The organism is Streptomyces venezuelae, assembly GCF_008642375.1.
In the GTDB taxonomy this organism is placed as follows: Bacteria; Actinomycetota; Actinomycetes; order Streptomycetales; family Streptomycetaceae; genus Streptomyces; species Streptomyces venezuelae_G.
Genome location: NZ_CP029194.1, coordinates 6554175 through 6573465, shown reverse-complemented (window position 1 = coordinate 6573465; position 19291 = coordinate 6554175). Strand labels below are relative to the sequence as shown.

Genomic DNA, 19291 nt, shown 5'->3' with positions numbered 1-19291 from the left:
CTGTGGGTGCGTCCTGCGCGGCCCTGACTACAGGTGCGGCAGGATCGCCGGCATCAGGTCCTGGAACGTCCGGCCGTTGGCCGGGTTGCCCAGGGCGGTCATCTGCCAGCCGGAGCCGACCCGGTGCACCTTCGCCATGATCTGCGCGGTGTAGTTGCCACCGCCGTCCAGGGTGTAGCGCGCGAGCTCCTGGCCGTTCGTCTCGTCGACGATCCGGCAGAAGGCGTTCTGCACCTCCTGGAACGTCTGACCGGTGAAGGAGTTCACGGTGAAGACGATCGTGTCGATGTGGACCGGGACCCGCTGGAGGTCGACGAGGATCGCCTCGTCGTCCCCGCCCTGGCCCGCGCCGCCGACGAGGTTGTCACCGGTGTGCTTGACCGAGCCGTCGTCGCTGACCAGGTGGCGGAAGAAGACCACGTCCACCGGCTGCTTGTCCGCGAAGAGGACGGCCGAGGCGTCCAGGTCGATCTCCTGCGTGCGCTTGCCGAAGAGACCGCGGCGCGGCGCCGCCTGCCAGCCGAGCCCCATCCGCACCTGGCTGAGGCTGCCTCCGCCCTGCTTCTCCAGGCTGATGGCCTGACCCTTGGTCATGTTGACCGTCACGCGCTTGCCCCTCTCGTTGCGTTCCCCGCGCCCGCTGTCCGGTGCGTGCGGTTGTCCAGCACCCTACGCAGAGGCACTGACACCGCAGAGCCGCGGTCCGGATTTGTGTCGGTCTTGCAACACACCGGACCGCGTCCGGTCAGGCGAGACCCGCCTCCTTCATCTGGCGCAACTCCTTCTTCAGCTCTCCCACTTCGTCACGGAGCCGGGCCGCGACCTCGAACTGCAGCTCGGCGGCGGCGGCGCGCATCCGGTCGGTCATCTCCTCGATGATCGCGGCCAGTTCGGTGGCCGGCCGGCTTCCGAGCTCGACCGTCGAGCCCGCCGCACCGGACTTGCCGGCCTTGCCCCGGCCCTTGGGGCCGTGCGCGGCGAGCGAGGGAACGGGCGCCTTCGCGGCCTTCCCGTCCTTCGTCTGGCGGTAGCCGCTGCCCAGGAGCTCCTCGGTGTCGACCTCCTCGCGGGCGATGGTCGCGACGATGTCGTTGATCTTCTTGCGCAGCGGCTGCGGGTCGATGCCGTGGGCCGTGTTGTACGCGACCTGCTTCTCGCGGCGCCGGTTGGTCTCGTCGATGGCCTGCTCCATCGCCGGGGTGATCCGGTCCGCGTACATGTGGACCTGGCCCGAGACGTTTCGCGCGGCACGGCCGATGGTCTGGATGAGGGAGGTGCCGGAGCGCAGGAAGCCCTGCTTGTCGGCGTCGAGGATGGCGACGAGGGAGACCTCGGGGAGGTCGAGGCCCTCCCGGAGGAGGTTGATGCCGACGAGGACGTCGTACTCTCCGGCGCGCAGCTCGCGCAGCAGCTCGATGCGGCGCAGGGTGTCGACGTCGCTGTGGAGGTAGCGGACCTGGATGCCGAGCTCCAGGAAGTAGTCGGTGAGGTCCTCGGCCATCTTCTTGGTGAGGGTGGTGACGAGGACCCGCTCGTCCTTCTCGGCGCGCAGCCGGATCTCGTGGACCAGGTCGTCGATCTGGCCCTCGGTCGGCTTGACGACGACCTCGGGGTCGACGAGCCCGGTGGGGCGGATGATCTGCTCGACGAAGCCGTCGCCCCGGGAGAGTTCGTAGGTGCCGGGGGTCGCCGAGAGATAGACGGTCTGGCCGATCCGCTTCTGGAACTCCTCCCACTTCAGCGGGCGGTTGTCGAGGGCGGAGGGGAGCCGGAAGCCGTGGTCGACGAGGGTCCGCTTGCGGGAGGCGTCGCCCTCGTACATGGCGCCGATCTGCGGCACGGTGACGTGCGACTCGTCGATGACGAGCAGGAAGTCCTCGGGGAAGTAGTCGAGGAGGGTGTTCGGCGCGGAGCCGGGCTCGCGGCCGTCGAAGTGCATCGAGTAGTTCTCGATGCCGGAGCAGGAGCCGATCTGCCGCATCATCTCGATGTCGTACGTGGTCCGCATGCGCAGGCGCTGGGACTCCAGGTGCTTGCCCTGCTTGTCGAGCTCGGCGAGGCGGACCTCCAGCTCGCGCTCGATGTCGTTGACCGCCCGCTCCATGCGTTCGGGGCCCGCGACGTAGTGGCTGGCGGGGAAGACGTACAGCTCGCGGTCCTCGCTGATGACCTCGCCGGTGAGCGGGTGGAGGGTGGAGAGCGCCTCGATCTCGTCGCCGAACATCTCGATGCGGACGGCCAGCTCCTCGTACACCGGGAAGATCTCGATGGTGTCGCCGCGGACCCGGAAGGTGCCGCGGGTGAACGCCAGGTCGTTCCGGGTGTACTGGATGTCGACGAAGCGGCGGAGCAGCTGGTCGCGGTCCATCTCCTCGCCGACCTTGAGCGGGACCATGCGGTCCACGTACTCCTGGGGCGTGCCGAGGCCGTAGATGCAGGAGACGGAGGCGACCACGACGACGTCCCTGCGGGTGAGCAGGGAGTTCGTCGCGGAGTGGCGGAGGCGCTCCACCTCCTCGTTGATCGAGGAGTCCTTCTCGATGTACGTGTCCGACTGGGGGACGTACGCCTCGGGCTGGTAGTAGTCGTAGTACGAGACGAAGTACTCGACCGCGTTGTTCGGCAGGAGTTCGCGGAACTCGTTCGCCAGCTGGGCGGCCAGGGTCTTGTTCGGCGCCATCACGAGGGTGGGGCGCTGGAGCTTCTCGATCATCCACGCGGTGGTGGCCGACTTGCCGGTGCCGGTGGCGCCGAGGAGCACGACGTCCTTCTCGCCCGCGCGGATGCGCCGCTCGAGGTCGGCGATGGCCGTCGGCTGGTCGCCGCTGGGCTGGTAGGAGCTGACGACCTCGAAGGGCGCCACCGAACGTTCGATCTTGGAAACGGGCCGCATGGAACCACCGTACGACCCGGCACCGACACTCGGGCGGTGATCCGCTCACCGCCCGTCGCGGAGGTGTCCCGTCACCGGTCCCGTCACCAGTCCTGGGAGCGGTGGCCGCCGCGGGGGACGCTCCGGCGGGCGGCGCGGCCGGCGGGGCGGGCCGACCAGTTGGCGGGCTCGCCGTAGGACGGCACGTGGCGCGGGGCCGGCACGCCCGGGCGGTGCACGCTCTGCGCGGCGGGCCGCTGCCAGTCCGGGTCGCCCATCACGAGCAGCGGGTCGAACATGACGACCACGGCGGCCAGGATCAGGAAGACCGCCGGGCCGATCAGCATCGGCAGGAGCAGCGAGGTCGCGGTGTCGCCGGTGCCGACGGGCGTCTCGGTGCCCTGGATGTGGACGCTGACCGCCGCCATGGCGGTGTAGTGCATACCACTGACGGCTCCGCCCATCACCAGGCTCGCGCCGAGGCTGGCCAGAAATCCATGGACGGATACGGCCGCCCAGAGGGCCGCGGTGGCGGCCACGACGGCGATGACCACGGAGAGGGCGACGGTGAGCGTGTCGTACTCGATGCGGCCGTGGAGGCGCATGCCCGCCATGCCGAGGTAGTGCATCGTGGCGACGCCGAGGCCGGTGATCGTGCCGCCGGTGACGAGTGTCAGGGCGGTCGCCCCGCGGTAGCCGACGATGAAGATCCCGATGCCGACCATGAGGACGGCCACGCCCAGGCTGGCGAAGGTGATGGGGCGGTCGTAGCTGATCGGGGCCTGCTGGACGGAGAAGCCCATCATGGCGATGAAGTGCATCGTCCAGATGCCGGTCCCGATGGAGGTGGCGCCGAGGGCGAGCCATCCCGCCTTGAAGGTGTCGCGGTGGCGGAGCGACCTCGTGGTGCACCTCAGGCCGAGGGCGCCGCCTAGGCAGGCCATGATGAAAGCGGCCACCGGAGTGACGAGCCCGTAGCTGAATCCGTCGACCGTGCCCTGCATGAGCGTGTGTCCTCCACCCCTGGTGCCACGTCGTCCGAAAACAGTCGGTACCGCTGGGTAGTACTACCGGGGCGAGATTATGGCGCGCCGGGGGCCTCTCGACCATGTGACCGGGGAATTTCCACTCGTGAGACCGGAGCGAGACCGGTCCGTGATCTCCGCAGTGGCCCGGCGCCCCTTCGTGACGCCTCCCGCCCCGGTCCCCGAGCTGGTCGGGCCCGCTCCGGTCGCTTGTCGGTGGCGGGTCGTACCGTGGGCGTCATGGACATCGAAGCGGAGCCGACGGGCGGCGAACCGGCCGTCGCAGTGGAGTGGACGGTCGTGGAGAGCGACATCGGTCCGCTCTTCCTCGCCGCGACCGGGCGGGGGCTGGTGCGGGTCGAGTTCCACGCCGACGCGGCGCGGCGGGTGCAGATGCTCGACCGTCTGCGCGGGCGGTTCGGGGTGGAGCCGGTGGAGTGCGCCTCGGGGCTGCTCGCCGAGGCGATACGCCGGCTCGACGCGTACTTCGCGGGCGACCCGCGCGCCTTCGACCTGCCGCTGGACTGGAGCCTGACATCCGGCTTCAACCGGCAGGTGCTGCGCGAGCTGACGACCGTCCCGTACGGCACGGTCGTGGGGTACGGGGAGCTGGCGCGGCGCGTGGGGCAGCCGGGCGCGGCGCAGGCGGTCGGAGCGGCGATGGGCGCCAATCCGCTGCCCGTGGTGGTGCCGTGCCACCGGGTGGTGGAGAGCGACGGCGGTCTCGGGGGCTTCGGGGGCGGTCTGGAGACGAAGCGGCAGCTGCTGGCGCTGGAGGGGGTGCTGCCCGCGCCGCTGTTCTGAGGGGGACGTTCCCATCGGATGGGACGACTGGCACACTCACGTAAGTGACCAGCTCCCCCGACGCCCCTGACGTCACCTTGCCTGACGGGATATCCGCTCCCGTCACCGCGGCCGAACTTCCCGCGCTGCGCCGACGGGTGCAGGCCGTGCTCATCGCCACCCAGATCCTCGGCGGCCTCGGCATCGCCATCGGCGTCGCGCTCGCCGCCGTCCTGGCCAAGGACGTCAGCGGTACGGAGGCTCTGTCCGGGCTCGCCTCCACGGCGACGGTGGCCGGTCCCGCGCTGCTCGCCATGCCGCTGGCCGCGCTGATGGCCTCGCGGGGGCGCCGGGCGGGGCTCGTCCTGGCGTACCTGCTCGGGGCGCTCGGTGCCGTGGTGGTGGTGCTCGGCGCGGCCGTCGAGAGCTTCCCGCTGCTCCTTCTCGGCCTCGTCGGCTTCGGCGCCGGCTCCTCGGCCAACCTGGCGGCCCGCTTCGCCGCCGCCGACCTCGCCGAGCCCGACCGCAGGGCCCGGGCCATCTCCACCGTGGTGTGGGCGACCACGATCGGGGCGGTGCTCGGGCCGAACATCGCCGCACCCGCCGGGGAGAGCGTGTCCGGCCTGGGCATCCCCGCCACCGCGGGGCCCTTCGTCTGGGCCGCCGGCGTCTTCGTCGTCTCGGCGGCGGTCGTCGCCCTCCTCCTGCGCCCGGACCCGCTGCTCACCGCCCGCGCCCTCGCGGATCCCGGGGCGGCCGAGCGGCCGGAGGGCCGCTCCCTGCGCGCAGGGATGCGGGCGGTACGGGAATCGCCGCAGGCCCGGCTCGCCCTGGTCACCGTCGCCGCCTCGCACACCGCGATGGTCTCGATCATGTCGATGACCCCGGTCGCACTGACCCACCACGGCGCGGGCATCCAGCTGATCGGCCTCGTGATCAGCGGGCACATCGCGGGCATGTACGCCTTCTCGCCCGTGATGGGCTGGCTCTCGGACCGGCTGGGCCGGCTGTCGGTGATCGGGCTCGCCGTCGGGCTGATCGCCGTGGCGGCGCTCATCGCGGGCACGGCGGGACCGAGCCACGGCCGGACGGCCCTGGGGCTCTTCGTCCTCGGCCTCGGCTGGTCCGCCGGTCTGGTCTCCGGCTCGGCGCTGCTCACCGACTCGGTGCCGCAGGCCGCGCGGGCGGCCGTCCAGGGGCTCTCCGACTTCGTGATGAACACGGCCGCCGGTGTCGGCGGGCTCGCGGCCGGTCTGATCGTCTCGCAGGCGGGCTACGGGCCGCTCAACGCGATCGCCGCGTGCCTGCTGCTGCCGATGGCGGCGCTCGCGGTCCGCGGCGCCCTCCGGAAGGCCTGAACCGAGCACGGCGGCCGGCGGTACGGCGGCCTGCCGCACGGCGGCCGGCTGCACGGCGGTCAGCGCGGCAGCGCGGGTGACGAGGCCCCGCGCGCCAGCCGCCGTGGCTCCCCCGTGCCGTCGGCCGGTACGGACCAGACCGCTCCCCCGTATCCGTACGCGAGGGTCCCGGGGTCCGTCCACAGAGCCTGGTCGTCGATGCCTCGCCGCTCGGCGACGGGGTGCTCCCGTCCGGAGCGCAGGTCGTACACGTACAGCCGCCACGGCTCGCGCGGGCCTTCGGAGACCCGCTTCTTGAAGGCGAGACGGGTTCCGTCCGGGGAGAGCGACGGGCATTCGACGTTCTCCCGCAGGGTCCGGGCCGACCAGTTCGCCATGTCTCCCTCGACGAGATGGGTGCGCCCGCCCGTCGAGACGGTGGCGTAGAAGCGGTTGTCGTCGGCGGCGAAGGAGACGCCCCAGTAGTTGACGTCGGGGGCGTGGTACCGGCGTCCGTCGAGGGTCAGCGGAATCTGCTCCATGTTCTTCACCAGGTATCCCGTGCGCAGGTCGAGGATGGACGTGCGGGTGGAGAAGGACGAGCGCGCGTAGGAGTCGCCGGTCGCGAACATCGTCCAGGCGAGCATCCGCCCCGAGGCGGAGACCCGGGCCCGGCTGGGGATGCCCGGGAGCGCGATCCGGCGTGTCTCGCGCAGCCGGTCGTCGAGCACCAGGGCGTACGAGCGGGCCGGGACGCCCGGCCGGCGCACCAGGCAGAGCGCGGTGGGCCCGGCCGCGTGGAAGCGGTCGCAGGCCGGCCCGCCGGCGACCCGGCCGCCGGACGCGGAGGGGTCCAGGCGGGCGACGCGCCCGGTCGCGGTGTCCCTGAAGTGGAGCGCGCCGGGACGGGCCCCGTCGAGGGTGAAGCCGGCCACCGGGGTGCCGGTGGCCCCGGTCTGCCGCCCGGAGGCCGCCCGCAGGGTGTAGGCGGTCGCGCCGCCGCCGAGCAGCACGAGCGCGAGGACGAGGATCCACGCGCGCGCGTGGCGGGACAGGCGGACGTCGGTCTCGGCGTGCATGGGTCAGTCCTCTCGGAGGGGCGTGGGTTCGGCGGGCCGGTCGCTCGCGGGCAGGAATCCTGCGGCGCAGCACAGGGCGGCGGCGAGGGCCAGGCCCGCCGCCACGAGCGCCGTGCGCGGCCCGCTCGCCGTCCAGACGGCGCCGAACGCGACGGCGGCGCCGAGCCGGGCCAGCGCCTGCGCGGTCTGCACGAGCGCGAGGCCGCCCGCCTGGCGCCCCTCGGTGAGGAAGGGGCCGGTCAGGGCCATCAGGACGCCGTCGGTGGCCGCGTAGAAGATGCCGATGAGTACGAGGACTCCCCCGAGGAGGAGGACGTCCGTCACGGGGGCGAGGAGCAGCCCGTACGCGAGGAGCAGGGCCCCGTGGCCGTACAGGAACGGCCGGCGGCGGCCGATTCGGTCGGCGAGGCGGCCCGCCGGGACGGCGAGCAGCAGATAGACGCCGGCGGCGCCGAGCGGCAGGAACGGGAACCAGGTGGCGTCGAGTTCGAGCCGCTGCTGGAGCAGCAGGTAGAGGAAGGCGTCGCCCACCGTGGTGGCTCCGAGGAGGGCGGCGCACAGGAGGATCCGCCGGTACGCGGGCGAGCGCAGCGCGCTGAAGACCCCGCCACGCGCGCGTGGCGCCGCTTCTGCGCCGGGGCGGGGACCCGGCGACGCCGGCCGCAGCGGCGGCTTCGGGCTTCGCCGACGCCCCGGGACGCACAGCACCCACAGCAGGACGCCGAAGGCCCCGACGCAGAAGCTGACGGCGAAGACCGCCTCGTAGGCCTCCGCCGTGGCCCACAGGAGGGCGAAGGCGGCCAGCGGGCCGAGGAGGGCCCCGGTGGTGTCCATGGCGCGGTGGGTGCCGAAGGCGCGGCCCAGCTCCTCGGGCGGGCTGTGCAGAGTGATGAGCGCGTCGCGCGGAGCCGTGCGGACGCCCTTGCCGAGCCGGTCGGCGGCGATGGCCCCGGCGATCCCGGCGGCCGAGCCGCCCGCGAGGAGGAGGCCGAGCCGGGAGCAGGCGGAGAGGGCGTAGCCGAGCCCTCCGACCTGTTTGTGGCGTCCTCCTCGGTCGGCGGTGGCTCCGCCGAGGATCCGTACGAGCGCGGTGGCGCCGGTGGAGAGCCCGTCGAGCAGCCCGAACTGGAGCGGGGAGAGGCCGAGTCCGACGACGAGGTAGAGCGGCAGCACGGCGGTCACCATCTCCGAGGAGATGTCGGTGACCAGGCTGACCGCGCCGAGCGCGAGGACGGTGCCCGGGACGCGCCGCCTGCCCCGCGAGGGGGTGGGCGGCGCGTCGCGGCGACCGGTGGTCGCGAGGTACATCAGTGGCAGGTGTAGGTCGGGCCGGAGTCCTTGACCTGGTTGTCGGTGCCGACGTACTGCCAGGTGTAGGTGGTGTCGGTGAGGTCCAGTTTCAGGACGCCGTACGGACCGCTGATCCGCTTCTGGCTGTTGGGCTGGACCGTCTCGATGTCGTAGGGCTCGGCGCCGCCCATGCCGCCGACGATCTCGACGATGCCGTCGGCGGTGGCCCGGCCTTCGGGGTCCTGCGGGGCGAAGCGCTCGTAGTGGTGGTCGTGTCCGTTGAGCACCAGGTCGGCCTTGGCGCCGTAGAGGATCTTCCAGACGGGCTTGGAGACCGGGTCGTTGCCGTGGCCGCCGGAGGAGTACAGCGGGTGGTGGAAGTAGGCGGCGAGGCAGCCCTTGGTGTTCCGCGCGAGGTCGTCCTTGAGCCACTGGATCTGCGCGGGGTCGTCGAAGGAGTTGGAGTCGAGGGCGACGAAGTGCCAGTTGCCCTGGTCGTAGCTGTAGTAGGGCTTCCCCTGGGGGTAGGCGATCGCTCCGAAGTACGACTTGTAGCCGGCGAGCGGGCCGGCCGGGTCGTAGGTCTCGTGGTTGCCGGGCACGGGCCGGGTCTTCGCCTTGAAGGCGCCCCACGTCTTGTCGTAGTAGGCGCGGAAGTCGGAGAGCAGGGCGTCGTCGTACTGGTTGTCGCCCATGGTCAGGTAGAAGGACGGGGCGATCCGCTGCGCGAGGGCCGCCGTCTTGGGGTGGGCGCAGGAGCTGCTGGAGGCCGTGCACTGGGCGGCGATGTCCCCGGCCGCGACGACGGTGAAGGCGCCGGTGGGCGGGGGCGTGGTGCTGGTCGTGCCGTAGACCTCGACCGTGAAGAGGGAGTAGCCGTACGAGGTGCCGCGGGCGGTCCCGTAGACGCGCAGGTAGCGGCCCTGGCCGGTGAGTCCGGTCCAGTCGTCCGAGGCGCCGTTGCCGGCGGTCTCGGTGGCGAGGCGGGTCCAGGTGGTGCCGTCGGCGGAGATCTCGACGCGGTAGGCCTTGGCGTAGGCGGCCTCCCAGACGAGCTTGACGCGGGAGACGGTGGCCCCGGCGCCGAGGTCGACCCGGATCCACTGCGGGTCGACGCCCTCGGCGCTGGCCCAGCGGGTGGTGGAGACGCCGTCGAAGGCCTTCTCCGGGCCGAAGGTGCTGTCCTCGACGGAGGAGGAGGTGGCCGGCCGGCCCTGGGAGATCAGTGTGTCGGCGGCGGCGCCGGCCCGGTCCGGATGGGCGAGCAGGAGTCCGCCGACGAGCAGCAGGACGGCGGTGAGGACGAGGGTCAGACGGGTGGTGGTGAAGGAGGTCGTGAGGGTGGTGGTGGGGGTGCTGCGCGGTGGTGTGGAGGCGAACAGGCGCATACCTGGGCTCCCTGGCCTGAGGGGTCGGCGAGAGCTGGACACCGGTGCGGAGCACGACGGCCCTGCCGCGTGGCGATGCGGGCGCCACGCGGCGGGGTGGTGCTCGGCGGCCGGGTCAGAGCTCTCGCTGAGCGCGTCACACCCGTAGGGTCGGGCGCCGCGCCAAGCCGCTGGCCGGGATGCTAGCCGATAGGAAGGTTTCCTACCAGACTTTCAACTCCCACTGCCCGCAAGGCCGTCGGAGCCGCCGCCGCGGGCACCCCAGGAGGCCTCAGAGGCTGATGTGGTACGCCTTGCGGAGGGTCTCGTGCACGGTCCAGGTCGTCCGGTCGCCCTCGCGCAGCACGCATGCGTCGCCGGGTCCGATCTCCAGGGTCTCCCCGCCCTCGACGACGACGGTCGCCCGTCCGCTGACCACCACGAAGAGCTCGTTGGCCTCGGTGTCGGTGACGACGCCGGGCGTGATCTGCCAGATGCCGCGCAGCTGCTTTCCGTCAGCGGACTCCCACAGCACCTTGCCCGTCACCTCGGGCGTGCCGGAGACGATCTGGGCGGGGTCGAGCGGGTCCGCCTCGAGCTCCGCGTCGGGGATGTGCACGGCGAAGGAAGGCACGTCATGTGTCGTCATGGGCGGTGACTGTAGCGGGGGTCCGGAGCCGCCCGAGGACCGGGATCTGATGGAACAGATCACTCCGCTTCGCCTCCTACCAGGCGACTTACCCGAATACGCCGACGGCGACGGATTCCGCACCACGCTCCCGGTGAGGCGCGCCGGGGCCCGTGGCGGTCCCCGGCCGCCGGAGCGGCGCCGCCGTCACGGATTCCGCAGCCGTGGCCGAAGGTGCCGCGGTGTGTGGCAGGAGCTCGCCAGCGAGGTTTGCGGGACCCGTGGTCGCGCCAGGAATGGGACATGTCCACACAGGTGTCCGAAGAGGTACGGGAGGCGCTCCACGAGCGGCGTCCCGTCGTCGCGCTGGAATCGACGATCATCGCCCACGGCCTGCCCCGCCCGCGCAATCTGGCCGTCGCCCTGGAGCTGGAGGAGCTCGTACGGGCCGGGGGCGCCGTCCCCGCCACCGTCGCCGTGATCGACGGCACCGCCCGGGTCGGCCTGGACCGCGCGGCGCTGGTCCGGATCGCAGAGGACCCCGCGGTGCGGAAGCTGGGCCACCGCGATCTGGCCCCGGCCCTGGCGACCGGGGTGACCGGGGCGACGACGGTCTCGGCGACGGCATGGCTCGCGGACGCGGCGGGCCTACGGGTCTTCGCGACCGGCGGCCTCGGCGGCGTGCACCGCGAGTGGAGCGAGACGCAGGACGAATCGGCCGACCTGCGCCTGCTCGCCGAGGTCGGGATCACGGTGGTGTGCGCCGGGGTGAAGTCGATCCTCGACGTGCCGGCGACGCTGCAGCGCCTGGAGACGCTGGGGGTGACGGTCGTCGGGTACGGCACCGAGCACTTCCCCGGGTTCTATCTGTCCTCCTCGGGCGAGCCCGTCGACTGGACCCTGCGGAGCCCGGAGGAGGTGGCGGCGGTCATACGGGCCCAGGACGCGCTCGGCGGGCGGCAGGCCGCGCTCGTCGTGGCCAACCCGGTGCCGGAGGCGGAGCAGTTGGACCCGGCGCTCCACGACCGGGTCCTCGCACGGGGGCTCGCGGCGGCGAAGGAGAAGGCGATCACGGGGCAGGCGGTGACGCCGTTCCTGCTCGAATACCTGACGGTGCACACCGAAGGGGCGTCCCTGGAGGCGAACCTCGCGGCGGTCCGGGGCAACGTCCGGCTCGCCGCCCGGATCGCGACGGCGTACCGCTCGGGGATACCGAGCGCGGGGGCGACCGGCGCGGGCGGCCGGTGAGGCGGCCGGGGCGCGCGCTGCTGGTCGTCGGGGACGTGGTGACGGACGTCGTCGCCCGGCACCGGACGCCCCTCGCCGCCGCGACGGACACGGCGGCGGAGATCCGGACCCTCCCGGGCGGCGCCGGAGCCAACGCGGCCTGCTGGGCGGTGCGTTCCGGCTGCGAGGACGTACGGCTGCTCGGCCGGGTCGGGACGGACGCGGCGGAGTGGCACGAGCGGGCGCTGAGACGGGCCGGGGTGCACCCCTTGCTGGTCCGGGACACGGAGGTCGCGACGGCCACCGTGATCGCGCTCGTCGACACCTCGGCCGAGCGGACCTTCCTCACCGACAGCGGCGCCGCGCTGCGCCTCTCCCCCGGCGACTGGACGGCCGGCCTGCTCGACGGAGTGGCCGCTCTGCATCTGTCCGGCTACCTGTTCTTCGCCGCGACGAGCCGCGAGACGGCCCGGCGTGCGCTGCGGGACGCACAGGAGGCGGGCGTCCCGGTGAGCATCGACCCGGCCTCGGCGGGGTTCCTCGCGGAGCTGGGGGTGGACGGGTTCCTGACGGCCACGGCGGGCGCCGACGTCCTGCTGCCCAACGCCGACGAGGCCCGACTGCTGGCCGGGGGCCGTGAACCGGAAGCGGCGGCCGCGGAGCTGAGCCGGCGCCACCCGCTGGTCGTGGTCACTCTCGGAGCGGCGGGCGCGCTGGTCGCCGAGGACGGCGCGGTCACGGCACGAGTGGCGGCGCCTCCGGTGCCCGCGGCGCTGCGGGTGGACTCGACGGGCGCGGGCGACGCCTTCACCGGGGCGTTCCTGGCGGCCCGGCTCGCGGGCGCGGACGCCGCGAAGGCCGCGGAGGCCGGATGCCGTGCGGGCGCGGAGGCGGTCACTCTCGTGGGAGGCCGCCCCCCGGACTCCCCTTAGCCCCGGACTCCCCTCGGCCCCGGTCAGCTCCTTGGCCCCGGCCAGCTCCTTGGCCCCGGTCGGTCCTCGTCGGTCGCTGTCAGCCCCTGCCGCCCAGCCCGGTCCAGGCCGGGTGGCGCGGGTCGTCGGCGCGCACGACGGCGTCGGCGGTCGCGACGGGGTCTACCTCCGTCTCGTACCGCGCGAACGCGGGCAGCGTCCAGGACTCCTCGGTGCGCCGGGCGAGTGCGCCGGGCGAGAGACGCAGGTGCACGGTGAGATCGAAGGGGAACCAGTGGCCGAGGAGGAACGGCCCGTGGAGCAGCAGCACCCCGCCGGGCGGCAGCGTCACGTACGGGCTGCGGGTCGCCCGGTCCGTGGCCGGGTCCCACAGGTCGGGCAGCACACGTCCGGTGCCGCCGGGCTCCAGCGGGGCGAAGACCTCGCGCCAGAGGGCCCCGATGTCGGTCCACCCGTCGTAGTACGCGTCGGGGTCCCTCTTCCCGTACTCGTACCGGAGGGAGGCGGGCCGCAGGAAGCCGCCGGTGCCGGCCACGTGGACGGCTCTGCCGCGTGCCCGGAGTGCCTCGGCCAGGAGTCCGGCGAGCTCGCCGCCGGGTGCGGCGGGCGGCCCGTCGATGCCGACCTTGAGCCATGGCCCGCCGTCGCCGGGCGTGGCCGCGTCCAGGTGCCCGGCGAGCGTGCCGGCCAGCCGTTCCCAGGTGATCGCCTCGTATCGCATCCCGCTCATCCTGCCCGCCACTTCCCGCATCCCGGCACATTCCGCGTCGTCACGGCTTGACCTTGTCACTGGCGTCACTGTTCGACCATCGGATTCATGGACACCACCACACCCACCAGGGTCGTCGTCGTCACGGGCGCGGGCACCGGCATCGGCCGGGCCACCGCGCGCGCCTTCGCCGGACAGGGGGCGACGGTCGTCGCCGTCGGCCGCAGGAAGGAGCCACTGCGGGAGGCCGCCGAGGGACACCCCGGGATCCACCCGTTCGTCGCGGACGTGACGGCGGAGGGGGCCGCCGAGGAGATCGTCGAGGCGGCCGTGACCGCCCACGGCCGCCTCGACGTCCTCGTCAACAACGCCGGGATCTCCTCCGGCGGCCCCCTCGGCACCCTCGACCGCTCCGTGATCACCCCGCTCCTGGAGACGAACCTCGTCGCCCCCGTCCTCCTCACCCAGGCCGCCGTCCCCGCGCTCAAGGAGTCCCGGGGCGTGGTGGTGAACGTGTCGACGGCGGTCGGGCAGCGCGGCTGGCCCGCCAACTCCGTCTATCCGGCGACCAAGAGCGCCCTGGAGACCCTGACCCGGTGCTGGGCACTGGAGCTCGCGCCCGCCGGAGTCCGCGTGGTGGCCGTCGCCCCCGGCGCGATCGACACCCCGATCGCCGACCACATGGGCCTCTCCCCCGAGCGGTTGGCGGCGCTGCGGGCCTGGCAGCTCACGCACACCCCGCTGGGGCGCCTCGGCAGGCCCGAGGAGGTCGCACGGGTGATCACCTCGCTCGCCGCGCCCGACTCGGGTTTCGTGACCGGCGTCATCCTGCCCGTCGACGGGGGCGCGCTGGTCACGTGATACGACTGCGGGCGGAGGTGGCGTCCTTGCGCATCGGTGAACTGGCCCGGCGGACAGGGGTGTCGCCGCGCGCGCTGCGCCACTACGAGCAGGCGGGACTGATCGCGTCGACCCGGGCGGACAACGGATACCGGGTGTACGGGGAAGGCGCCGTCGCGCGCGTGTCCAACATCCGCTACCTGCTGGCCGCCGGGCTCACGCTGGACGACGTGTCCGCGTTCCGCTCCTGCCTCGACGGCGACATGCCCTCGGCCGTGCCGTCCGCCCGCGGGCTGGAGATCGCCCGCGAGCGACTGGCCGTCCTCGACGCGCGGATCGCGGCGCAGACCGCGGCCCGGGACCGGCTGGCGGCCGCCCTGGCGGACGCTCAGCCCTGGTCTCAGGCCGGGGCGCAGGCCGGGGCCGGCTCGTCGATCGAGAGCGGTGCCCCCTTGGGCAGCAGGTAGGTCACGTACAGGACGACGGGCTCGCTGCCGAGGTTGCGGCCGACGTGGACGTGCTCCCCGCCCGAGGCTTCGACGAACGCCCCGCCCGCCGAGGTCACTTCGACCGAACAGTCGTCGAGGGTACGGGTGAGCGTGCCGGCCTGGACGACGGCGATGACCTGTCCGGGATGGTGGTGCCAGCCGGTCGAACCACCGGGGGCGATGGTGATGGTCCGGACGACGACATCGGTGTCGCCCTCGGGCGGCTCGACCTTCAGCTCGCCGTCCGAGGTGCCCTTGGCGAGCACGGTTCCACTGACGCCGCTGCCGGGCGAGGCCACCGTGGCGGACGGTACGACCGCCACCGCGGCGCCCGTGCCCGCGACGGGACGACTTCTGCGGCGGCGCGCGACGCGCGCCGCCTCGCCTATGTCCAGCCCCAGCCCCATGGAATCGCCCTCCGAGTTCGCGGGGCGGCCGTACGTTCCACGACCGCCGAAACGGCCATACGCTACCCGGAGGCGGGAGGTCCGGGTCGGGAATTCGATCAAGGAACGCGGGTCAGCGCGCCTGCACGGCCGATGCGGTACGTTCGAGGGTTGCCCGCCCCGACTCGATCGCCGCGGCGAGCGTCAACTCCCCCTCGGCGAGGGCCCGGCAGGTCGCCACGTCGGTCCGCAGCCGGGCATCGGGGGCGCCCGTCGCCCCGTCCCCGTACGTCCCGTCCCCGTACGCCACGCTCCCGTCGCCCCCGATCCGTACATGGAACTCCCCCTCGTCCAGGCTCACCTGGACGACCCCGGGGCCCAGTTCCGCGAGCGGTCCGAGGAGCGGGATCGCGTACCAGTGCGCACGGACGGCGTCGGTCGGCCGCGGTTCGCCCAGCTCGGGCGCCCCCCACGCGGCGAGCGAGCGCAGGACGGGCAGCAGGTCCCGGCCGCGCGGGGTGAGTTCGTACACGGACGCCGAGGCGGGCGGGGGCAGTCGGCGGCGGGTGACGAGCTCGGCACCCTCCATGTCCTTGAGGCGTCCGGCGAGCATGTCGGTGCTGACGCCCGGGAGGTCGGCGTGGAGGTCGGTGTAGCGGCGCGGACCGGCGAGGAGTTCGCGGACGACGAGCAGGGTCCAGCGGTCGCCGACGAGGTCGAGGGCGCGCGCTGCGGCGCAGTGCTGGTCGTAGCTGCGGCGGCGTGGCTGACGTGGCATGCGACGCAGTCTAGACATGTTGTTGGACTTTCCAAGCTCTAACTTGGTAAAACCAAGCAACACTGATTCCGGGGACCTGGGGAGGTCGGACATGGAGTTCCGGCAGTCGAGCAAGCTGAGCGAGGTCTGCTACGAGATCCGCGGTCCGGTGATCGAGCACGCCAACGCGCTGGAGGAGGCGGGCCACAGCGTCCTGCGCCTCAACACCGGAAACCCGGCGCTCTTCGGCTTCGAGGCGCCCGAGGAGATCGTCCAGGACATGATCCGGATGCTCCCCAAGGCCCACGGCTACACGGACTCCCGTGGCATCCTCTCGGCCCGCCGCGCCGTCGCCCAGCGCTACCAGGCCATGGGCCTGCCCGAGGTCGACGTCGACGACGTCTTCCTCGGCAACGGTGTGTCGGAACTGGTCTCCATGGCCGTCCAGGCCCTCCTGGAGGACGGCGACGAAGTCCTGATCCCCGCCCCTGACTTCCCGCTCTGGACGGCGGTCACCACCCTCGCCGGCGGCAAGGCGGTGCACTACCTCTGCGACGAGTCGGCCGACTGGTACCCGGACCTCGACGACATGGCGTCGAAGATCACCGACCGGACCCGGGCCGTCGTCATCATCAACCCCAACAACCCCACCGGGGCGGTCTATCCGAAGGAGATCGTCGAGGGCATCCTCGATCTCGCCCGCCGCCACGGCCTGATGGTCTTCGCCGACGAGATCTACGACCAGATCGTCTACGACGAGGCCGTCCACTACCCGGCCGCCTCCCTCGCCCCCGACCTGGTGGTCATGACCTTCGGCGGGCTCTCGAAGACGTACCGGGTGGCGGGCTTCCGCTCCGGCTGGCTGGTCGTCAGCGGACCGAAGCAGCACGCCAGGAACTACCTGGAGGGCCTCACCATGCTGGCCTCCATGCGGCTCTGCCCCAACGCCCCCGCCCAGTACGCCATCCAGGCCGCGCTCGGCGGCCGGCAGTCGATCCACGAGCTCACCGCCCCCGGCGGCCGGCTGCGCGAACAGCGCGACCGGGCCTGGGAGAAGCTCAACGAGATCCCCGGCGTCTCGTGCGTGAAGCCGAAGGGCGCGCTGTACGCCTTCCCGCGCCTCGACCCCGCCGTGCACAAGATCCACGACGACGAGAAGTTCGTCCTCGACCTGCTGCTGCGGGAGAAGATCCAGGTCGTCCAGGGAACGGGCTTCAACTGGCCGCGCCCGGACCACTTCCGCATCCTGACCCTGCCGTACGCCGACGACCTCGACGCCGCCATCAGCCGCATCGGCCGCTTCCTGAGCAGCTACCGCCAGTGACGTCCCGCCCCCCGGCTGTCATGATCTGAGGGTCCGAAGGATCTTCGGACGCGGACGAGCGAATCGGCCGAGGACTGCGGCCGGAGAATCGGGGAGGGTCGGCCGGTCATGGATGTGGCGCTGATAGCCGTGATGGGAACTCTGCTGGGCGTGGTCGCCACGCACTGGTTCCAGGGCCGGACCACGGAGCGGACAGCCGCGCTCGCCCGGAACGAGCAGTTGCGCCAGGAGCGGATCGAGACGTACAGCGCCTTCGCGGGCGCGGTCGTCGACTACCGGCACAGCCAGAACGACCGCTGGTTCCGGGCGGCCATGAAGCCCGGCTCGAAGGAGGCGGAGGAGTCCCGCCACGCCTCGTACCGGCAGCGCACCGCCGCCCGACAGGCACTCTTCCGCGTCCAGTTGGTCTGCGACGACCCGGAGACCCGACGGCTCGCCGAGGCGGCCTTCGTGGAGTCCCACTGCATGCACGACGCGGTCGACGAGGCGGATCGCGCCCGCCGTTCGGAGAGGGCCAAGGAGTCGCTCGCCACGTTCATCGCCGCCGCCGCGCCCGGCGTCCGCTGAGGGGAGGCGGGACGTGGACCTCGTCGCACCCGTCGTCGTGGAGCCGCTGCGGCGGCGCCGCTGCTCGGAGTGCCTCCAGGGGCCGCTGGAGCGGATGGTCGTCGAGTTCAACACACTGGTCTGCCTGGACTGCGCCGACCTGGGCCATCTGGTGTTCCTGCGCAGGGGGGACGCGGCGCTCACCCGGCGCGCCAGGGAGGGCAGCACCCTCTGGGCGGTGGTGGTACGGCACAACAAGCGCCGTACGCGGTACGAGCGTCAGGGCCTGCTCGTAGAGGAGGCGGCGCTGGCACGGGCGGAGGCGGCCTGCCTGGCGGACGCGGAGGCACGGGCCAGGCGACGGGCCCGGGACGCGGCGCGGCGGGCGGCGGTCGACGCCGAGATCACCGCGACCCTGCGGGCCGAGATCCTCCGCCTGTTCCCGTCCTGCCCGGGGGACCGGGCCACGGAGATCTCCGAGCACGCCTCGGCGAAGGGCAGCGGGCGCGTGGGGCGCACGGCCGCGGGCCGGTCGCTCGACCGGGGCGCCGTCACCGCCGCCGTACGCGCCTCCGTACGGCATGTCGACACACCGTACGACAGCCTGCTGATGCAGGGTGTTCCCCGGCACCAGGCCCGGACGAGGGTCGCTCCCGCCATCGAGGCGGTGCTCCGGGCCTGGCGCCACGGCGCCGAGGACACGCGCGGCCCGGGACGCGGCTGACGGCTCGGGTGTCAGCGCGCGTCGGTCGGGGCGCGCAGGGCGGACCCTGGGTCCGGTCCCCGGCGCGGGGAGGGGACCGTCAGGCCTGGTCCCCGGCGCGGCGGGCGCGGCGGTACATCAGGGCGCCGCCGAGCAGCAGCGCGGCGCTCCCCGCGGCGGCGTAGCCGACGGTCTCCGAGCCCGTCGCGGCCAGCGCGACGTCGTCGGACTCGCTCTGCGGTGCGTGAGCGGGGGCGGGCACGGGCGCGGGGGCGGGCTTCGGGGTCTCCTCGGCGCGCGGAACCGGCACGTTCCTGACGGGGGTCTGCGGGCGCGGCGTCGGCTTCTCGATCGGCTGGGCGGGCTTGCCGGGGCCGTTGACCGCGGTGTTGCCGACGGCCGGGTTGCCGATGCCGACGACGTTGACCGAGTTCCCGCTGACGTTCACGGGAAGGTCGATCGGCAGCTGGAGGCCGTTGCCCGAGAGGATGCCGGGGGAACCCTCGGTGTGGGTCTCGGCGGTGGCGCCACCGCCGTTGGAGGAGCCGCCCCCAGCGGAGCCGCCCTCGGAGCCGCCGCCCTGCTCGCCGCCGCGCGGGGTGCCGGGCAGGTCCTTGTGCGACCGGCCGCCGTCCTCCTCGCCGTAGCCGCCCGGCTCGGGCGCGGCCGACTTGTTGGCACAGCTGTTGCCGGCCGCCGGGTTGAGCAGCCCGATGACGTTGACCGTGTTGCCGCAGACGTTGACCGGTACGTGCACGGGCAGCTGGACCGTGTTGCCGGAGACCACCCCCGGCGAACCGACCGCGGCGCCCTCGGCACCGGCGTCTGCATGGGCGGCGCCCGCCGAGAGCGCGAGCGCCCCACCCGTGACCATCAGTGTGGCCAGACCACTTCGGCGAATCTGCCTCATGGCTTCCTGCCTTCCGGAGGTGTAAACGGGCAAGCGCCCGTACCGGAATCAACGCGACAAACACGGGTGCCGGATCCGGCCGTTGGCG

General features: G+C 73.0%; 20 protein-coding genes. 9 read left to right on the top strand and 11 right to left on the bottom strand.

Features of this window, described 5'->3' with window-relative positions; all coding sequences use genetic code 11:
* Positions 1–27: 27 nt before the first annotated feature.
* The 3 genes from DEJ46_RS30040 to DEJ46_RS30030 all read right to left on the bottom strand — a co-directional run bounded on the left by DEJ46_RS30040 (position 28) and on the right by DEJ46_RS30030 (position 3876).
* The gene (locus DEJ46_RS30040) at positions 28–606 is read right to left on the bottom strand and encodes a TerD family protein (RefSeq protein WP_024759482.1); all 579 of its coding nucleotides are present in this window, start codon (positions 604–606) and stop codon (positions 28–30) included.
* A gap of 139 nt (positions 607–745) precedes the next feature.
* Entirely contained in the window at positions 746–2893 is a 2148-nt protein-coding gene (gene uvrB / locus DEJ46_RS30035) for an excinuclease ABC subunit UvrB (RefSeq protein ID WP_150271376.1), read from the bottom strand.
* Between the two features lie 83 nt (positions 2894–2976).
* A complete protein-coding gene (locus DEJ46_RS30030; protein ID WP_150271374.1) occupies positions 2977–3876 on the bottom strand; it encodes an MHYT domain-containing protein in 900 nt (299 codons plus the stop codon).
* Between the two features lie 261 nt (positions 3877–4137).
* On the opposite strand from DEJ46_RS30030, the gene DEJ46_RS30025 reads away from it, so the two are divergent.
* Together DEJ46_RS30025 and DEJ46_RS30020 are read left to right on the top strand one after the other, a co-directional pair.
* Entirely contained in the window at positions 4138–4701 is a 564-nt protein-coding gene (locus DEJ46_RS30025; protein WP_150271373.1) for a methylated-DNA--[protein]-cysteine S-methyltransferase, read from the top strand.
* 44 nt (positions 4702–4745) lie between these two features.
* The gene (locus DEJ46_RS30020; RefSeq protein WP_150271371.1) at positions 4746–6038 is read left to right on the top strand and encodes an MFS transporter; all 1293 of its coding nucleotides are present in this window, start codon (positions 4746–4748) and stop codon (positions 6036–6038) included.
* 59 nt (positions 6039–6097) lie between these two features.
* Here DEJ46_RS30020 and DEJ46_RS30015 read toward each other — a convergent pair whose 3' ends face one another.
* The 4 genes from DEJ46_RS30015 to DEJ46_RS30000 form a co-directional block, all read right to left on the bottom strand.
* A complete protein-coding gene (locus DEJ46_RS30015) occupies positions 6098–7096 on the bottom strand; it encodes a PD40 domain-containing protein (protein ID WP_150271369.1) in 999 nt (332 codons plus the stop codon).
* A 3-nt stretch (positions 7097–7099) separates the two neighbouring features.
* The gene (locus DEJ46_RS30010; protein WP_150271367.1) at positions 7100–8404 is read right to left on the bottom strand and encodes an MFS transporter; all 1305 of its coding nucleotides are present in this window, start codon (positions 8402–8404) and stop codon (positions 7100–7102) included.
* Complete coding sequence (locus DEJ46_RS30005; protein ID WP_150271365.1) at positions 8404–9774, bottom strand: discoidin domain-containing protein; 1371 nt, start codon at positions 9772–9774, stop codon at positions 8404–8406. Before DEJ46_RS30005 ends, DEJ46_RS30010 begins: the two co-directional genes overlap by 1 nt.
* Before the next feature lie 271 nt (positions 9775–10045).
* Positions 10046–10402, bottom strand: coding sequence for a cupin domain-containing protein (locus DEJ46_RS30000; protein ID WP_150271364.1), 357 nt, complete (start codon positions 10400–10402; stop codon positions 10046–10048).
* 282 nt (positions 10403–10684) lie between these two features.
* Between DEJ46_RS30000 and DEJ46_RS29995 the strand changes: the two genes are divergently transcribed.
* The gene (locus DEJ46_RS29995; RefSeq protein ID WP_150271362.1) at positions 10685–11629 is read left to right on the top strand and encodes a pseudouridine-5'-phosphate glycosidase; all 945 of its coding nucleotides are present in this window, start codon (positions 10685–10687) and stop codon (positions 11627–11629) included.
* Positions 11626–12540, top strand: a complete 915-nt coding sequence (locus DEJ46_RS29990) for a carbohydrate kinase family protein (protein WP_150271360.1) — start codon at positions 11626–11628, stop codon at positions 12538–12540. The genes DEJ46_RS29995 and DEJ46_RS29990 overlap by 4 nt, the downstream gene beginning before the upstream one ends.
* Positions 12541–12619: 79 nt before the next feature.
* On the opposite strand, the gene DEJ46_RS29985 is transcribed toward DEJ46_RS29990, so the two are convergent.
* The gene (locus DEJ46_RS29985; protein ID WP_150271358.1) at positions 12620–13261 is read right to left on the bottom strand and encodes a uridine kinase; all 642 of its coding nucleotides are present in this window, start codon (positions 13259–13261) and stop codon (positions 12620–12622) included.
* 96 nt (positions 13262–13357) lie between these two features.
* Here DEJ46_RS29985 and DEJ46_RS29980 point away from each other — a divergent pair, with 96 nt between their 5' ends.
* Positions 13358–14110 carry an SDR family NAD(P)-dependent oxidoreductase gene (locus DEJ46_RS29980; RefSeq protein ID WP_150271356.1) on the top strand — a complete coding sequence of 251 codons (753 nt, stop codon included), beginning with the start codon at positions 13358–13360 and terminating at the stop codon, positions 14108–14110.
* Between the two features lie 26 nt (positions 14111–14136).
* Positions 14137–14556: a MerR family transcriptional regulator gene (locus tag DEJ46_RS29975; protein ID WP_190622964.1), complete on the top strand. Its 420-nt coding sequence runs from the start codon at positions 14137–14139 to the stop codon at positions 14554–14556.
* Here the strand turns inward: DEJ46_RS29975 and DEJ46_RS29970 are convergent.
* Both DEJ46_RS29970 and DEJ46_RS29965 read right to left on the bottom strand, forming a co-directional pair.
* Positions 14490–14984: a cupin domain-containing protein gene (locus DEJ46_RS29970; RefSeq protein ID WP_150271353.1), complete on the bottom strand. Its 495-nt coding sequence runs from the start codon at positions 14982–14984 to the stop codon at positions 14490–14492. The two genes, DEJ46_RS29975 and DEJ46_RS29970, sit on opposite strands and share 67 nt — an antisense overlap.
* 112 nt (positions 14985–15096) lie before the next feature.
* On the bottom strand, positions 15097–15741 hold the full coding sequence (locus tag DEJ46_RS29965) for a winged helix-turn-helix transcriptional regulator (RefSeq protein ID WP_150271351.1): 645 nt from the start codon (positions 15739–15741) through the stop codon (positions 15097–15099).
* Between the two features lie 91 nt (positions 15742–15832).
* Between DEJ46_RS29965 and DEJ46_RS29960 the strand changes: the two genes are divergently transcribed.
* The 3 genes from DEJ46_RS29960 to DEJ46_RS29950 all read left to right on the top strand — a co-directional run bounded on the left by DEJ46_RS29960 (position 15833) and on the right by DEJ46_RS29950 (position 18314).
* The gene (locus DEJ46_RS29960) at positions 15833–17044 is read left to right on the top strand and encodes a pyridoxal phosphate-dependent aminotransferase (RefSeq protein ID WP_150271349.1); all 1212 of its coding nucleotides are present in this window, start codon (positions 15833–15835) and stop codon (positions 17042–17044) included.
* 108 nt (positions 17045–17152) lie between these two features.
* Positions 17153–17611 (top strand): hypothetical protein, encoded by a 459-nt coding sequence (locus DEJ46_RS29955; RefSeq protein ID WP_150271347.1) that lies wholly within the window; start codon positions 17153–17155, stop codon positions 17609–17611.
* A 13-nt stretch (positions 17612–17624) separates the two neighbouring features.
* Positions 17625–18314, top strand: coding sequence for a DUF2293 domain-containing protein (locus DEJ46_RS29950; RefSeq protein ID WP_150271345.1), 690 nt, complete (start codon positions 17625–17627; stop codon positions 18312–18314).
* Positions 18315–18393: 79 nt separating this feature from the next.
* Here DEJ46_RS29950 and DEJ46_RS40785 read toward each other — a convergent pair whose 3' ends face one another.
* On the bottom strand, positions 18394–19203 hold the full coding sequence (locus DEJ46_RS40785) for a chaplin (RefSeq protein WP_150271344.1): 810 nt from the start codon (positions 19201–19203) through the stop codon (positions 18394–18396).
* Positions 19204–19291: the final 88 nt, after the last annotated feature.

Coding starts and splice junctions, on each gene's coding strand:
- DEJ46_RS29960 (WP_150271349.1), top strand. CDS start 15,833: ATGGAGTTCCGGCAGTCGAGCAAGCTGAGCGAGGTCTGCTACGAGATC.
- DEJ46_RS30010 (WP_150271367.1), bottom strand. CDS start 8,404: ATGTACCTCGCGACCACCGGTCGCCGCGACGCGCCGCCCACCCCCTCG.
- DEJ46_RS29955 (WP_150271347.1), top strand. CDS start 17,153: ATGGATGTGGCGCTGATAGCCGTGATGGGAACTCTGCTGGGCGTGGTC.
- DEJ46_RS30005 (WP_150271365.1), bottom strand. CDS start 9,774: ATGCGCCTGTTCGCCTCCACACCACCGCGCAGCACCCCCACCACCACC.
- DEJ46_RS29980 (WP_150271356.1), top strand. CDS start 13,358: ATGGACACCACCACACCCACCAGGGTCGTCGTCGTCACGGGCGCGGGC.
- DEJ46_RS29965 (WP_150271351.1), bottom strand. CDS start 15,741: ATGCCACGTCAGCCACGCCGCCGCAGCTACGACCAGCACTGCGCCGCA.
- DEJ46_RS30025 (WP_150271373.1), top strand. CDS start 4,138: ATGGACATCGAAGCGGAGCCGACGGGCGGCGAACCGGCCGTCGCAGTG.
- DEJ46_RS29985 (WP_150271358.1), bottom strand. CDS start 13,261: ATGCGATACGAGGCGATCACCTGGGAACGGCTGGCCGGCACGCTCGCC.
- DEJ46_RS30030 (WP_150271374.1), bottom strand. CDS start 3,876: ATGCAGGGCACGGTCGACGGATTCAGCTACGGGCTCGTCACTCCGGTG.
- uvrB (WP_150271376.1), bottom strand. CDS start 2,893: ATGCGGCCCGTTTCCAAGATCGAACGTTCGGTGGCGCCCTTCGAGGTC.
- DEJ46_RS29995 (WP_150271362.1), top strand. CDS start 10,685: ATGTCCACACAGGTGTCCGAAGAGGTACGGGAGGCGCTCCACGAGCGG.
- DEJ46_RS29970 (WP_150271353.1), bottom strand. CDS start 14,984: ATGGGGCTGGGGCTGGACATAGGCGAGGCGGCGCGCGTCGCGCGCCGC.
- DEJ46_RS40785 (WP_150271344.1), bottom strand. CDS start 19,203: ATGAGGCAGATTCGCCGAAGTGGTCTGGCCACACTGATGGTCACGGGT.
- DEJ46_RS30015 (WP_150271369.1), bottom strand. CDS start 7,096: ATGCACGCCGAGACCGACGTCCGCCTGTCCCGCCACGCGCGCGCGTGG.
- DEJ46_RS30000 (WP_150271364.1), bottom strand. CDS start 10,402: ATGACGACACATGACGTGCCTTCCTTCGCCGTGCACATCCCCGACGCG.